Consider the following 13,871-nt stretch of genomic DNA (forward strand, 5'->3'; position numbering starts at 1 on the left):
GTCACACCCGCGCCCGCACAAGAAACGCCGGCCGCGCCCGGTGTCGGTCGCCACCTCACTGGCGACCGGCACCGCATACGGCGCAGCCGGCGTCCTGCTGTTGCCCCGAGAGGGCAGTCGGCCCGAACAGCAGAGCGCGGTCGCAGGTCCCCAGTCACACCCGCGCCCGCACAAGAAACGCCGGCCGCGCCCGGTGTCGGTCGCCACCTCACTGGCGACCGGCACCGCATACGGCGCAGCCGGCGTCCTGCTGTTGCCCCGAGAGGGCAGTCGGCCCGAAGGAGGGCGGTCACCGTCTCATTCCGTAACCGGCAGGGGAGGTGCAGTCCGGTCGCGGACGGGAGTACAGCGATCCACCTGGAGCCTTTGTCAGCGACCCGTCCGTCGCCGACAACTGAACGTTGTCATGGGAGCACAGGGCGAGGCCATGATCGGCATCAAACATTTGCATTGCCTTTGAACAAGGCAACGCTGAGTACTTCTCCAACTACACAGCGTCGATAAGTTGCCTGCCGCAACAACTAGCCAAGTGGTCAGAGATTCCCAGCGGCCAGCGCAGCGGTCAATGCTGCCAGGGCTTGGCTCCACGCGTGCTGCGGCGGCGCGCCGTACCCGAGTACGAGCGCCGGCGGCAGCCCCGCACCGAAGCGCGACAACCCGTACGTGACGATATCGTGCGCGCCCAGCAGCTCCAGCGCCGAGCCCTCGTCCACAGTCGGCAGATCAAGCGTGAGCTGAAGCCCGGCGGCGATCCCGCGGACGGAGTGGTTGCCCAGAGCACGGATGAGGTCGTCCCGCCGCCGCCGATAGCGCAGCCGAGCGGCCCGCACATGCCGGTCGTACGCCCCGGAGTCGATCAACGCGGCGAGCGCCATCTGACTCAGCGAGTCACTGTGCCGATCACTCCACGTCTTCTCCTCGATCACCGCGTCCACCAGCCGCGGCGGCAGCACGAGCCACGCGAGCCGGAGTCCAGGCGCCAGCGTCTTACTGGCCGACCCGGCGTAGGCGACGACATCCGGCGCCAACCCTTGTAACGCACCGATCGGCTGCCGGTCGTACCGAAACTCACCGTCGTAGTCGTCCTCGAGAACGAACCCGCCACTCGCCCGCGCCCAAGCCAACACCTCGGTACGCCGATGCGGCGCCAACGGCACCCCGGTCGGAAACTGATGCGCCGGCGTCAACACCACGCCCGCGGCGTCACCCAACTCCCCAACCATCGCCCCACAAGCATCAACCGGAATCGCCCGCGCCTCCAGCCCAGCCCGCTGCAACTGCCGCGGAATGGCCGGCTGCCCAGGATGTTCATGCCCGAACGACGTCGCCCCCAACCTCGCCATCGCCCCCGCGACCAATGCCGAAGCCTGCCGAAACCCACTACACAGCACGATGTTCTCGGGTTGCGCCTGCACCCCACGCGCCCGATACAAGTACCCAGCGAGCACCTGCCGCGCGTACGCCGGACCCCGCGGCTCGTCGTACTGCAACGCCTCCGCGCGCCGCGACCCGAGCACCCGACGCACCGCCGCATTCCACGCCGGAACCGGGAAGCTCGAAATATCCGGCCGCCCCGGCCGCAGGTCGTGCACCACAGCCGCCTCGCCAACCCCGCCGGACGCCGGAGCCGCGGCCGGTGCGACCGCCGCCGTTCGCGTACCCGCGCCGCGCTCGCTGCTGAGGTACCCCTCCAGCACCAGCTGGCTGTAGACCTCGGCGACCGTGTTGCGCGCAACGCCGAGGTCGATCGCCAAGGCCCGCGAGGACGGCAGCCGCGTGCCCACCGGGAGCTCCCGGATCGCGGTCCGCAGTGCTCGCTCCACCCCGGCGCGGACTCCGCGACTGCGGTCGACGATCAGATGCAGTTCCGACATGGCCCACAATTCTAGGCGATACTTGGACCAAATCTCCGGGTCAAGTCGCGACTAGCGTTGACACACGTGAAGTACTCGACCTTGCTCCTGCTCGCTCTCGTCGGCCGCTGCGGGCTCGGCCTGACGGCGGGCCTGTCGGTGCTCTATCTGACCCAAGTCATCGGCCTGCCCGTCGCCGCCGTCGGCATCACGCTGACCGCCGCGGCCGCGGTCGCCGTCGTGGGCAGCATTTGGCTCGGTCATCTGGCCGACCGGCTCGGCGCTCGCGAGGTCTTTGCCGCGATGGCCGGCCTCCAGGCCCTCGCGACCGCCGGCACTCTGCTCGTACACGACCTCGCGGCGTACGCCGTCGTCGCGCTCACCCTCGCCTTGGCCGACCTCGGCTACCGCAGCGCGTACGGCGCGGTCGTGTTCGCCGTGGTCGAACCTGCCGAGCGACTCCCGATCCGGGCCAAGGCGCGGGTCGCCTCGAACGTCGGTTTCGCGGGCGGCGCCGGACTCGCGGGGCTCGCACTGGCCTCCGGCGCACCGATGGCGTACCGGATCGGGCTGATCGGTAGTGCGCTGCTGATCGCGGCTGCCGGTCTCCTCACATTCCGGCTGCCGCGGGTAGCCCGCGTTCACAGCCGGGCAGCCGGGCCGTGGGCGGTCCTGCGCGATCGTCCGTTCGTCAGCTTCGTCGGGCTGGACGGCGTCCTCAACATCCACAACTCGATGATCAAAGTCGGCATCCCGCTGTGGATGGTCACCCGCACCGACGCCCCGCACTGGCTCGTCTCGGTCATGCTGATCGTGAACAGCGCGGTCGTCATCGTCTTCCAGGTTCGCCTGAGCCGCGGCACCGACCACCTCGCCGGCGCTGCCCGCGCAGGCCGCCGCTCGGGCCTCCTGCTCAGCCTCGCCTGCGTCATCCTCGCCTGCACCACTCAAACCTCAGCCGCACTCACCATCGCGCTACTCCTCGCGGCAACGCTCTTCCACGTCGTCGGCGAGATCCTCGAGTCAGCCAGCGGCTGGGGTATCAGCTTCGCCCTCGCCCCACCCGGCCAAGTCGGCCAATACCAGGGCGCCCAAGCCATGGGCCGCGGCCTGGGCGACCTCATCGGCCCGGTCCTGATCACCACCGTGGCCCTCCCCCTAGGCCCCCTCGGCTGGCTACTCACCGCCGCCTTCTTCGCCCTCGCAGCCCTCCTCATTCCCGTCGTCCTACGCCCCGCACAAGGAGCCGCCACCCATGAACTCGCAGCCGCACGACTCTGACCACCAGATCGAGTTCCGTCCGGCCCTCGCGGACGAGACCGACCAGATACTCGAGTTCTGGGCCCGATCGGCCGAGGACGCCGACCGCCCGGCCGACACCCCCGCCGCCGTCCGCCGCCTCATCCTCCGCGATCCCGACGCCCTCGTCCTCGCTCTCGACGGCCCCGAGATCGTCGGCTCGATCATCGCCGGCTGGGACGGCTGGCGCTGCCACCTCTACCGCCTCGCCATCGCCCCCACCCACCGCCGCCGCGGTATCGCCGCCGCCCTCATCGCCGAAGCCCAGCACCGCCTCACCACCCTCGGCGGCACCCGAGCCGACGCCATGGTCCTCGACACCAACACCGAAGCCCACCCCACCTGGACCGCCGCCGGCTACACCCTCCAACCCACCTGGTCCCGCTGGACCAAACCCCTGCCCCCACCCCCCACCGCCCCAGGCGCCGCAATCTGGTAACCCCTCCCCAAGCACCACCCACGCGGACTCCCTGGCGTGAAGCGGCAACTGCGGCTGCGCCCACGCACCAGGTGTGAAGCCGAGCCAGGCGGTCGGCACGCCACACAACTGGAAGCAGACGGAGCCCGCCCGCCGGAGCGGACGACGCCGGCTACTGGGCTGTACAAGTAGGCGCAGGTGAACTGCCCGCGTACGGGGTGGAGCACCCCGGTTGCAGTGGGTGGACGCAGGTGGGACCGCCCGTGCGCTGGGAGGTGGGAGGCACCGGGTGGCGGGCTACCCGGACGAACGGGCAGCGCGGGCAGGGGTCGGTGGGACGGACGCGCAACTACCCGCTCACGGGGGTAGAGCACACCGGTTGTTGCAGCGGGTGGGCGCAGGTGGGACCGCCCGTGCGCTTGGAAGTGCACGGGGTGGGGGCAGCGGGTGGCGGGCTAACCGGACAAAGGGGCGGCGTGGGCTGGCCGCGCATCGGCGGGCAGGCGCGACGCCGAGTGGTTAGCAGCCGGACGAAGGGCTGTCAGGGATGGGGCTGGACGTGCGATTGGCCGCGCATCGGAGGGCGGGCGCGACGCGGGGTGGTTAGCAGCCGGGCGGAGGGGTGTTGGGGGTGGGGCTGGATGTGGGGTTGCCCGCGCATTGGGGTGCGCGGGCGGGGTGCGGCGGTTGGAGTGCGGGGGTGGGGTGGGTTAGTAGGGGTAGGTGTCGTCTCGGCGGGTGGGGTCCAGGTCCCAGAGGGAGAATTCGACGATTTTGTGGGATTCTTCGCCGCCGGCGGGGATGAGGCCGAACTGGTCGTAGTCCTTGGAGCCGAGGCCGTCGAGGTAGCAGAGGAGTTCGAAGGCGGACTGGGCGTCTTCGATGTCGTCGACGACTTCGTCGTTCTGGGCTTCGTGGGCCCGGGAGCGGACGTAGGCGATGAAGGCGTCGGGGTCGGTGACGACGTAGTCGTAGCGGGCCTGGTAGCTGAGGCGGACGCCGTCCTCGGGGAGGAGGGACTCCTCGAGCTCGAGGTCGTCGATGCTGCCGCCCTCGACGAGCTCGCGGTAGTCCTCGGGGTCGTCGAAGTCGTCGGGGCCGAGGGGGAGATCGTCCAGCTCGTCGGGATCGTAGGAGTCGATGCCGAGGAAGATGTCACCCCAGCCGCGCTCGTTGACGGCGTCGGCCAGGACGCGGGACTGGACCCGGACGTTCTCGATCGCGCTGGTGGCGCGCAGGTCGTGCAGGTCCAGAGCGTCGGCCTGCTCCAGCAGCACCCGGGCGAGTTCGCGGGCGGCGTCGGCTGCCGAGGCGGGTTCGATCGGCTCACTCATGCTGTGACCGTACAACCATGGGCACCTCGACCGCCGCGCCCGGTACGCCGAACGCGTCCACGAGCTCGACCGCGACCGGACGGACGACGGCGCACAGCTCGTTCACCAGGGCGGTGATCGCCTTCGACCGGCCCGGGGACAACCGGCCGTGCTCCAGGTACCAGGCCCGCTCACCCTCGATCGTGGCGAGCGCGTGCAGGTCGTAGACATCCTTCAGCACCTGCTGGATCTCCTCCGGCGCGGACTCGACCGCCGCCTGGAACGCTTCGAGGACGACGCGGTCCACATGCGCGCGCCCAGCCGCGATCACGTGATCCTGACAGCGGTTGAACACGTCGAACGCATCGTCCCCCGCGTCGATCCCCGCTTTCAGCCGGCGCGCGACACCGGACAGCATGTGCTGCTCGCGGAACCGCAGCAAACCCGAGTGGTACGCGTCGTCGCGCAGCCCCGCATCGGGGTCGGCGGCGTCGTTCCGATTCGGTACGGCGTCGCGCAGCCGCTCGATCAACGGGCGCAGCGCCGCCTTCTCGACGGCGACCTCGACCGCCTGCGCCGCGATGAACCGGGCCGTCCCGAGCGGGTCGAGTTTGCCGAAGGACTCGCGGTAGTCGGTCAGCAGCCCCTTCGCCACCAGCTGCAACAGGACGGTGTTGTCCCCCTCGAAGGTGGTGAAGACATCGGTATCGGCCTTCAGCGTGGCCAGCCGGTTCTCCGCGAGGTAGCCCGCACCGCCGCAGGCCTCGCGACACATCTGGATGGTCTCGGTCGCATGCCACGTCCCAAGGGCTTTGGTGCCGGCCGCCTGCGCCTCCAGCGCCCGCTGGTCGTGCTCGCTGCTGCGATCCGCGCTGACCCGGACGAACTCGTCGACCAGCGCACCCTGCGCGAAGTGCATCGCATACGTCCGCGCGAGCAGTGGCAGCAACCGGCGCTGATGCATCCGGTAGTCGAGCAGCACCGTCTCCTCGGCGGAGCCCGGCGCGCCGAACTGCCGCCGCTCCGCGCCGTACTTGATCGCGATCGCGAGCGCCACCTTGCTCGCGTTGATTGCCGCGCCGCCGACCGACACCCGGCCCTGCACCAGCGTGCCGAGCATGGTGAAGAAGCGCCGGTCCGGATTCTCGATCGCACTGAAATAGTTGCCCTCGGCATCAACCTGGGCATACCGGTCGAGCAGCGCCGACCGCGGCACCCGCACCTGGTCGAAGACGATCCGCCCGTTGTCCACCCCGTTCAGCCCGAGTTTCGGCCCGCAGTCCGACAGCGTCACCCCCGGCAACGCCTCCCCGCTCTCATCACGGATCGGGACCAGCAGACAGTGCACCCCGTGCCGCTCGCCGCCGACCACGAGCTGCGCGAAGACCGCCGCCAGCCGGCCATGTTGCGCGGCGTTGCCGATGTAGTCCTTCCGGGCGGCCGCATCCGGCGTGTGGACGACGAACTCCCCCGTCGCGACGTCGTACGTCGCGGTCGTGCCGAGGGCTTGGACATTCGAGCCGTGGCCGGTCTCGGTCATCGCGAAACAGCCGAGCAACCGGCCGCTGATCGCATCGGCCAGATACTCCTCGTGATGCCGCTCGGTGCCCAGATGCAGGATCGCGCCCGCGAACAACCCGAACTGCACCCCGGCCTTCACCATCAGCGAGAGGTCGCCGAACGCGAGCGTCTCGAACCCGGCGATGAAACCGCCGAGATCCCCACCGCCGCCGTACTCCTTGGGGAAGCCGCGGGCCGGATGCCCCTCGGCCGTGATCGCGCGCAACATCTCCAGCACGCTCTCCCGGTACTCCGCGCGCGGCTGCCGCACGGCGAACTCGAACAGCTCCGCGTTCGCCGCCAGGCCGGCGCGCACGACGTCGCGGGCCTGCTTGTGCGGCCCGTCCAGATAGTCCCGAATCCCCGATGCGCTCATACCTTCAACATATGCGGATTCACCCGCACTGTCTGTGACGGATTACGGCTTGTGGACAACCTGAGACAGACCTGGTCAACACCCGCACTTGCGGCGATATTCTGTCGACCGTGCCGAATTTGCGGATCAGTGAAGCGGCAGCGCTCCTCGGCGTCAGCGATGACACCGTCCGGCGCTGGATCGATCAGGGCCGGTTGGACGCCGTCCAGGACGGCGGCCGGATGGCGGTCGAGGGTCGCGCGCTGGCCGAACTCGCCCAGCAGCTGGCGGAGTCGCCGGAGCCGGGCAACACCACCGCGGCCTCGGCGCGGAACCGGATGCGCGGGATCGTCACCCGCGTCGTCAAGGACGGCGTGATGGCCCAGGTCGAGATGCAGGCCGGCCCGTTCCGGGTCGTGTCGCTGCTGAGCCGTGAGGCCGCCGACGAGCTCGGCCTGGAGCCGGGCGTCGTCGCGGTCGCCTCGATCAAGTCCACCCATGTCGTCGTCGAGATCCCGGAGGCCTGATGTTCCGCCGTACCGCGCTCGCCACGCTGGCCGCCGTCGCCACGCTGACCCTGGTCAGCTGCGGCAACGACCAGCCGGCCGCCTCGAACAACCCGAGTACGCCGACGCTCAGCGGGACGGTCACCGTCTTCGCGGCCGCGTCGCTGACCGGCTCGTTCACCCAACTGGGCAAGGACTTCGAAGCCGCGAACCCAGGCGCCAAGGTCGTGTTCAACTTCGCCGGCAGCTCGGCGCTCGCCCAGCAGATCAACCAGGGCGCCCCGGCCGACGTGTTCGCCTCCGCGGCGCCGAAGAACATGGACCAGGTGACCGACAAGGGCACCCCGACCACCTTCGCGCAGAACACGCTGGAGATCGCGGTGCCGAAGGGCAACCCGGGCAACATCACCGGCCTGAAGGACTTCACCGACCAGAACAAGAAGATCGCCCTTTGCGCCGCGCAGGTGCCTTGTGGCGCCGCAGCGGAGAAGGTCTTCAAGGCCGTCAGCCTCACCCCACAGCCCGACAGCCTGGAGCAGGACGTGAAGGCCGCGCTGACCAAGGTCAGCCTCGGCGAGGTCGACGCGGCCCTCGTTTACAAGACCGACGTGCTGGCCGCGAAGGACAAGGTCGACGGCATCGAGTTTCCCGAGGCGGACATGGCGATCAACGAGTACCCGATCGCCACGCTGACCAAGGGCGCCAACGCGGCCGGCGCGAAGGCCTTCGTCGACTACGTCCTGTCCGACAAGGGCAAGGCCGTCCTCACCGCCGCAGGTTTCGCCGCACCGTGAGCCGCCGGAGCAGGAGTACCACCGGGCGGTTGCCCCTGGTGCTCCTGCTGCCTGCCCTCCTCGGTCTGGCCTTCCTGCTCGTCCCACTGATCGGCCTGCTCGCCAAAGCGCCGTGGTCGACACTGCCGAGCAGACTGTTCAGCGCCGAGGTCTGGACGGCGCTCAGGCTGTCTCTGGTCTGTGCAACCGTCGCCACCCTCATCTGCCTACTCCTAGGCATTCCGCTGGCCTGGCTATTGGCCAGAGGCAACCTTCCTGGCCGAGGCCTACTGAGAGCGCTGGTGACAGTGCCGTTGGTGCTGCCCCCAGTAGTAGGTGGCGTCGCGCTGCTTCTGGTGCTCGGACGGCGCGGTTTGATCGGCCAGCACCTCGATGCCTGGTTCGGCATCTCACTACCGTTCACCACCGCCGGAGTGATCGTCGCCGAAGCCTTCGTCGCAATGCCGTTCCTGGTCATCTCCGTGGAAGGCGCACTGCGTGCCGCAGACCCGCGCTTCGAGGAGGCCGCCGCAACACTCGGCGCCAGTCGTTGGCTGACCTTCCGTCGCGTGACACTGCCGTCGATCGCGCCCGGCGTGGTGGCAGGCGCCGTACTGTGCTGGGCCCGCGCGCTGGGCGAGTTCGGCGCGACCATCACCTTCGCCGGCAACTTCCCCGGCCGGACGACAACCATGCCGCTCGCCGTCTACCTGGCTCTGGAGACCGACCCGGACGTCGCCGTCGTCCTGAGCATCGTGCTGCTGCTGGTCTCCGTCGTCGTACTGGCGTCGCTGCGCGAGCGCTGGCTGAGTGGGCTGCGATGACTCTGTACGCCGACCTCCAGGTGACCCGAGGCACCTTCGAACTCGACATCGACCTCACCATCGCCCCCGGCGAGGTGGTCGCTCTCCTCGGCCCCAACGGTGCCGGCAAGACCACCGCACTGCGCGCCATCGCCGGCCTCCTCCCCCTTAACGCCGGTCGCATCAGCCTGGACGACGACCGGTGGGACGAACCGCCGAAGACCTTCCGGACGCCGGACCGGCGTCCGATCGGCGTCGTCTTCCAGGACTACCTGCTCTTCGACCACCTCTCCTGTCTGGAGAACGTCGCTTTCGGACTCCGCGCCCGCGGCATCGACAAACACCTGGCCCGGACCGAGGCCGCCCGCTGGCTCGAGACCGTCGGCCTCGCCGAGTACGGACGCCGTCGCCCACGCTCGCTCTCCGGCGGCCAAGCCCAGCGGGTCGCCCTGGCGCGCGCGCTCGCGACCAGCCCCGACGTACTGCTCCTCGACGAGCCACTCGCCGCCCTGGACGCCAGTACGACGCTCCACGTGCGCGCCGAGCTCGGACAGCACCTCCAGCGGTTCACCGGCCGCACACTGCTCGTCACCCACGACCCACTCGACGCCATGGTGCTCGCCGACCGCCTCGTCATCATCGAGGCCGGTCGCATCGTCCAGGACGGCGCTCCGGCCGAGATCGCCCGTAGACCGCGCACCGAGTACGTCGCGCAACTCGTCGGCCTCAATCTGTACCGCGGCACCGCCACGGGCACCCGCGTCGCCCTCAGCGACGGCGGCACCATCACCCTGGCCGAACCAGCCGACGGCCCGGTCCACGTCGCCTTCCCACCCATTGCGGTCAGCCTCTACCCGGAGCCGCCGTCCGGCAGCCCCCGCAATACCTGGCCGGCCACCGTCACCGGAATCGAGCAGCACGCCCACACCGTCCGGCTGACCCTGGACGCCGCGCCGTCCGGTCCATCGACACTCCTCGCCGATATCACCCCCGCCGCTCTGGCCGATCTGCACCCCACACCGGGTCAGCTCCTGCACGCCACCCTCAAAGCCACCGAAGTCACCAGTTACCCCACCTGACTGCAACAACCTGCAAGTCGCCTTGCCGTGACCCTCTGTATATGGCTGGATGCATCTGTGAAGACACTGGGGGCGATTGTGCTGGCGGTCGGCTGTGTGACCGCCTGCTCATGGGGTGACGGTCCACTGCAGGTCGGCGACGGGCACATGACGGTCTGCCAGCCGCAGGCCGCGAAGAACGTCGACGCGACACTCGGCAACGACGTCATCACCAACACCGGTAAAGAAGCGATGGTGATCAAGAAGGTCAGCACAGTGGAGGCCATCGGCCTCAAGCTGGCCGATGCGGTCATCATGCCGATCCACGAGCAAACCCTGGTCGGAGTGGCGGGCAGCTGGCCACCGAAGCAGGCAGCCGGTTGGGGCGCCCAGCAGCCGGCCGTCGGGTACAGCGTGCCGCCGAAGAGCGAGATGAACCTGGTCGTGCACCTCGTCCGCGACCAGGCCGTCACCGAGGCGAGCCTCAAGGCGCTGCGCGTCGAGTACACCATCGGTCACCGTTCGTATCAGCTGGAAACCAACACCACGCTGAATCTGCGGCCGAGGTGCTCCTAGCCCGGAAATGTCCCCTACGGGCGGTAGCGTCTGCTTGTGGATGTTGGGGAGCGGATTCAAGAGCTGGCGGGGCGGATCGTCGAGTGGCGCGACTCCTACTACCGGGGTGAGCCGGTGGTGGCGGACGCGGAGTACGACGCCGTCGAGGACGAACTGCGCGAGCTGATCGCGGCGCACCCGGAGCTGACCCCAGTGCCGAACCCGCTGGACGCGGTCGGCGCCCCGGCGGTGCTGCACGCGCCGATCCGGCACTCCCGGCCGATGCTGTCGCTGGAGAAGGCCACCAAGCCCGAACAGGTGGAGGCCTTCTTCGCGCGCTTCCCCGGCCAGCCGGTCGTGGTGATGCCGAAGCTGGATGGGCTGTCGCTGGCGCTGGTCTACGAAGACGGTCGCTTCGCCCGGGCGATCACCCGTGGCGACGGAACCACCGGTGACGACGTGACGCCGCTGGTGCGCGCGCTGGCGGACGGCGTCCCCCAGAAACTGGATGCCCCCGGCCGAGTCGAGGTGCGCGGTGAGGCGGTCATGCTGCGCTCGACCTTCGCCGCCTACAACGAGGCCCACCCGGACAAGCCGCTGATCAACCCGCGCAACGCCGCTGCGGGCACACTGCGCGCCAAAGACCCGGCAACGGTCGCCGAACGGCGGCTGCAGTTCCTGGCCTTCGATCTGCAGACCGACCCGGACAGCACCGAGTCCGACCTGGAGCAGGGTCTCCAGGCCCTCGGCTTCACCGCAGCCGACATGCGGCACTGTGACGACGCCGCAGCGGCCCAAGAGGTCATCACAGCAATCGAGCAGCAGCGCAACGACCTCGACTACGACCTCGACGGCGCCGTGCTGCGGTTGGCGGATCGCGACGCGTTCGCCGCCGCGGGCACCCGCTCCAGCTCGCCGCGCGGCGCTCTGGCGTTCAAGTTCGCCGCCGAGGAGAAGACGACGATCCTGGCGGACGTCGTCTGGGACGTGGGCAAAACCGGCAAGATCGCCCCGGTCGCCTGGCTGGAGCCGGTGTTCGTCGGCGGTACGACGGTCACCCGCGCCACGCTGTCGAACCAGGAGGTGATCCGGGCTCGCGACGTCAAGATCGGTGACACCGTACTGGTCCGCCGCGCCGGTGATGTGATCCCGTTCGTCGCCGGAGTGCTCGACGCGTCCCGGCGTACCGGCGAAGAGCGCGACATCGTGCCGCCGACGCACTGCCCGTCCTGCAACGAGCCGCTGACCGAGCAGGGCAACAGCCGCGAGCTGTTCTGCACCAACGTCGCCTGCCCGGCGCAGACCGTCCGCCGACTCATCCACTGGGCCTCCCGGGCCGCCGCGGACATCGACGCGGTCGGCGGCGTCTGGATCGAGCGGCTCGCCGAGGCCGGCATCCTCGAACACCCGTCGGACTTCTACGGTCTGACCAAGGAGCGGCTGCTCGAGTTCGACCGGATCGGCGAGGTCTCCGCGACCCGCATGATCGAGTCGATCGACACCAGCCGCCAGGTCGGGCTCCGCCGCGCGCTGATCGGGCTCGCCATCCCGATGGCCTCCGAAGGCACCGCCAGCAGGCTCTGCCGGGCCGGCTTCGGCTCGCTGGAGGCCGTCCTGGAGTCAGGTGTGGACGGCGTCGTCGCAGTCGACGACATCGGCCCCAAGGTCGCCGCCTCCCTGATCGAGCACCTCACCCGCCTCGAACCCGAGCTGGAGCGCCTGCGGGCCGCAGGTGTCTCCCTCGACGTCCGCGAGGAAGACCTGCCCCCCGTCGTCGCAGCGGGTGCGCCGTTGGCCGGCAAGACGGTAGTGGTGACCGGCTCGATCAGCGACCCGCGGACCGGTGAGAAGGTCGCGCGTCCGGTCTTCCAGCGGCTCTGCGAGAAGGCCGGCGCGACGATCGCGTCGTCCGTCTCCGCGAGTACCGACATGCTCATCACCGGCGCGGATGTCGGCGCCGCGAAGATCACCAAGGCCGAGAAGCTCGAAGTGGCCGTGGTGGACCAGTCCGAGATCTGGTCCCAGCTGTTCGAAGCGGGGGTCACTCCCTAACGCTTGCGCCTGGATCGAACAGATTGCCGCCCACCCAGTCGAACGATCAGGCTCGACGCACTGTCGAACTGATCGGGGTGGATTTGTGCGCAAGACAGCAGTTCTGATCGCATTCGGGCTCGCAGCAACGACGCTGAGCGTTCCAGTGCATGCGGCTGCCAAACCGGCCGCGGATTGTGTGGCAACCGTCCTGCCGTTCCCACCGGGGATGCCCACCGGCAGCCGCACGGATGTGACCAAGGCCGACGACACGGGCCGGTACGTCGTCGGCCGCGTGCTCTCGGACGAGGGCACCTGGCCGGTGCTCTGGGCGGACGGCGTCGCCCGGCTCCTCGAGGACGCACCAGGATCGGACGCCAGCGTCGTCGACGTGAACAGCAGCGGCACAGTGCTCGGAGTGAGCCTGGCCAAGGACGGTACGACGCTGCCGTGGGTGTTCGCCAACGGCGTCTACAAAGAACTGGTCCAGCCGGACTACATGGGCGGTACGACCAGCCCTACGGCCATCAACAACCGGGGTGACGTCGTCGGCGCCGGTATGAGCACAGTCACCGATGCGCCCGCGTCCCTGCTCTGGCCGGCCGGCGGCCCGGCGCGGGTGCTGTACACGCCGGACGACGAGCCGTCGTTCGTCACCGATATCAACGACGCCGGTGTGGTGATCGGATCGACCAAGATCATCATCAACGGCAGGGACTACGACATCGGCATCCGCTGGACGGACTGGACCCAGGAGGGCGAGCGCGTCTACGGCCAGGACAAGAGCATCAGCCAGCTCACCGAGATCCGCGGCAACTACACCGGCGGCAACCAACGATCTCTGGACACCGGACTCTTCGGCGGTCTCATCTGGGACGACCTGCGGGAGCGATTCCACTCGGTCCCCACCGCCACCGGCGTGCTCAACAACAGTGGTGACGCCGTCGCGAGCACCGACGAGGGCGAGGACGTCGTGGTCGCCTTCGACGGGACCAAGCGCTGGGTGTTCCCGGAGCGCACCCGGATCGCGACGCTGATGGATCGCACCCGCGCGCTCGGCCCGCAGGCGGCCGGGACCAACGGCGGATTCAACGCCGAACGAGCCGTGCTCTGGCACGGTTGTAACGACGCGATGCGCTGACGCAAACGAATGAATCCACTGCTACGAGGCAGGTAAGGCGAAGTTACGGCTTGTGACGTCACTGCGACGGATTGACATCATGTCTCAGCCTGATTCGCGCTCAGAACGCTCGAAAACGTAACGAAGAGTGTTTACTTACCCACTCGTAGTATGTGGATTCTTCACACCAGAGTGATGACATCGTGCACTACGCCGCCCTCTCCCGA

General features: G+C 69.1%; 12 protein-coding genes. 9 read left to right on the forward strand and 3 right to left on the reverse strand.

The features are described from left to right. Positions 1–533: 533 nt before the first annotated feature. Entirely contained in the window at positions 534–1,874 is a 1,341-nt protein-coding gene (locus HPO96_RS13465; protein WP_171673778.1) for an aminotransferase-like domain-containing protein, read from the reverse strand. Between the two features lie 66 nt (positions 1,875–1,940). On the opposite strand from HPO96_RS13465, the gene HPO96_RS13470 reads away from it, so the two are divergent. After that, a complete protein-coding gene (locus HPO96_RS13470) occupies positions 1,941–3,134 on the forward strand; it encodes an MFS transporter (protein WP_337796626.1) in 1,194 nt (397 codons plus the stop codon). Beyond that, positions 3,109–3,591: a GNAT family N-acetyltransferase gene (locus tag HPO96_RS13475; protein ID WP_171673780.1), complete on the forward strand. Its 483-nt coding sequence runs from the start codon at positions 3,109–3,111 to the stop codon at positions 3,589–3,591. The genes HPO96_RS13470 and HPO96_RS13475 overlap by 26 nt, the downstream gene beginning before the upstream one ends. Before the next feature lie 689 nt (positions 3,592–4,280). Here the strand turns inward: HPO96_RS13475 and HPO96_RS13480 are convergent. Then, positions 4,281–4,904 carry a hypothetical protein gene (locus HPO96_RS13480; RefSeq protein ID WP_171673781.1) on the reverse strand — a complete coding sequence of 208 codons (624 nt, stop codon included), beginning with the start codon at positions 4,902–4,904 and terminating at the stop codon, positions 4,281–4,283. Further along, positions 4,897–6,819, reverse strand: coding sequence for an acyl-CoA dehydrogenase family protein (locus HPO96_RS13485; RefSeq protein WP_171673782.1), 1,923 nt, complete (start codon positions 6,817–6,819; stop codon positions 4,897–4,899). Before HPO96_RS13485 ends, HPO96_RS13480 begins: the two co-directional genes overlap by 8 nt. Positions 6,820–6,929: 110 nt before the next feature. On the opposite strand from HPO96_RS13485, the gene HPO96_RS13490 reads away from it, so the two are divergent. From HPO96_RS13490 to HPO96_RS13520, 7 genes are all read left to right on the forward strand, one after another. Next, positions 6,930–7,325 (forward strand): TOBE domain-containing protein, encoded by a 396-nt coding sequence (locus HPO96_RS13490; protein ID WP_171673783.1) that lies wholly within the window; start codon positions 6,930–6,932, stop codon positions 7,323–7,325. Continuing rightward, positions 7,325–8,098 carry a molybdate ABC transporter substrate-binding protein gene (gene modA / locus HPO96_RS13495; RefSeq protein ID WP_171673784.1) on the forward strand — a complete coding sequence of 258 codons (774 nt, stop codon included), beginning with the start codon at positions 7,325–7,327 and terminating at the stop codon, positions 8,096–8,098. The genes HPO96_RS13490 and modA overlap by 1 nt, the downstream gene beginning before the upstream one ends. Before the next feature lie 38 nt (positions 8,099–8,136). Then, positions 8,137–8,901 (forward strand): molybdate ABC transporter permease subunit, encoded by a 765-nt coding sequence (modB, locus tag HPO96_RS13500; protein WP_337796627.1) that lies wholly within the window; start codon positions 8,137–8,139, stop codon positions 8,899–8,901. After that, positions 8,898–9,959 (forward strand): ABC transporter ATP-binding protein, encoded by a 1,062-nt coding sequence (locus HPO96_RS13505; protein WP_171673786.1) that lies wholly within the window; start codon positions 8,898–8,900, stop codon positions 9,957–9,959. Before modB ends, HPO96_RS13505 begins: the two co-directional genes overlap by 4 nt. A gap of 57 nt (positions 9,960–10,016) precedes the next feature. Further along, positions 10,017–10,514, forward strand: a complete 498-nt coding sequence (locus HPO96_RS13510) for a hypothetical protein (protein ID WP_171673787.1) — start codon at positions 10,017–10,019, stop codon at positions 10,512–10,514. A gap of 36 nt (positions 10,515–10,550) precedes the next feature. Next, positions 10,551–12,545 carry an NAD-dependent DNA ligase LigA gene (gene ligA, locus HPO96_RS13515; protein WP_171673788.1) on the forward strand — a complete coding sequence of 665 codons (1,995 nt, stop codon included), beginning with the start codon at positions 10,551–10,553 and terminating at the stop codon, positions 12,543–12,545. 85 nt (positions 12,546–12,630) lie between these two features. After that, on the forward strand, positions 12,631–13,665 hold the full coding sequence (locus tag HPO96_RS13520; protein ID WP_171673789.1) for a hypothetical protein: 1,035 nt from the start codon (positions 12,631–12,633) through the stop codon (positions 13,663–13,665). Positions 13,666–13,871: the final 206 nt, after the last annotated feature.

Source organism: Kribbella sandramycini, assembly GCF_013131805.1.
Lineage (GTDB): Bacteria > Actinomycetota > Actinomycetes > Propionibacteriales > Kribbellaceae > Kribbella > Kribbella sandramycini.

What these genes read in the sequence shown, in the direction of transcription:
- HPO96_RS13480 (WP_171673781.1), bottom strand. Translation starts at nt 4,904, where the DNA reads ATGAGTGAGCCGATCGAACCCGCCTCGGCAGCCGACGCCGCCCGCGAA.
- HPO96_RS13475 (WP_171673780.1), top strand. Translation starts at nt 3,109, where the DNA reads ATGAACTCGCAGCCGCACGACTCTGACCACCAGATCGAGTTCCGTCCG.
- HPO96_RS13485 (WP_171673782.1), bottom strand. Translation starts at nt 6,819, where the DNA reads ATGAGCGCATCGGGGATTCGGGACTATCTGGACGGGCCGCACAAGCAG.
- HPO96_RS13465 (WP_171673778.1), bottom strand. Translation starts at nt 1,874, where the DNA reads ATGTCGGAACTGCATCTGATCGTCGACCGCAGTCGCGGAGTCCGCGCC.
- modA (WP_171673784.1), top strand. Translation starts at nt 7,325, where the DNA reads ATGTTCCGCCGTACCGCGCTCGCCACGCTGGCCGCCGTCGCCACGCTG.
- HPO96_RS13505 (WP_171673786.1), top strand. Translation starts at nt 8,898, where the DNA reads ATGACTCTGTACGCCGACCTCCAGGTGACCCGAGGCACCTTCGAACTC.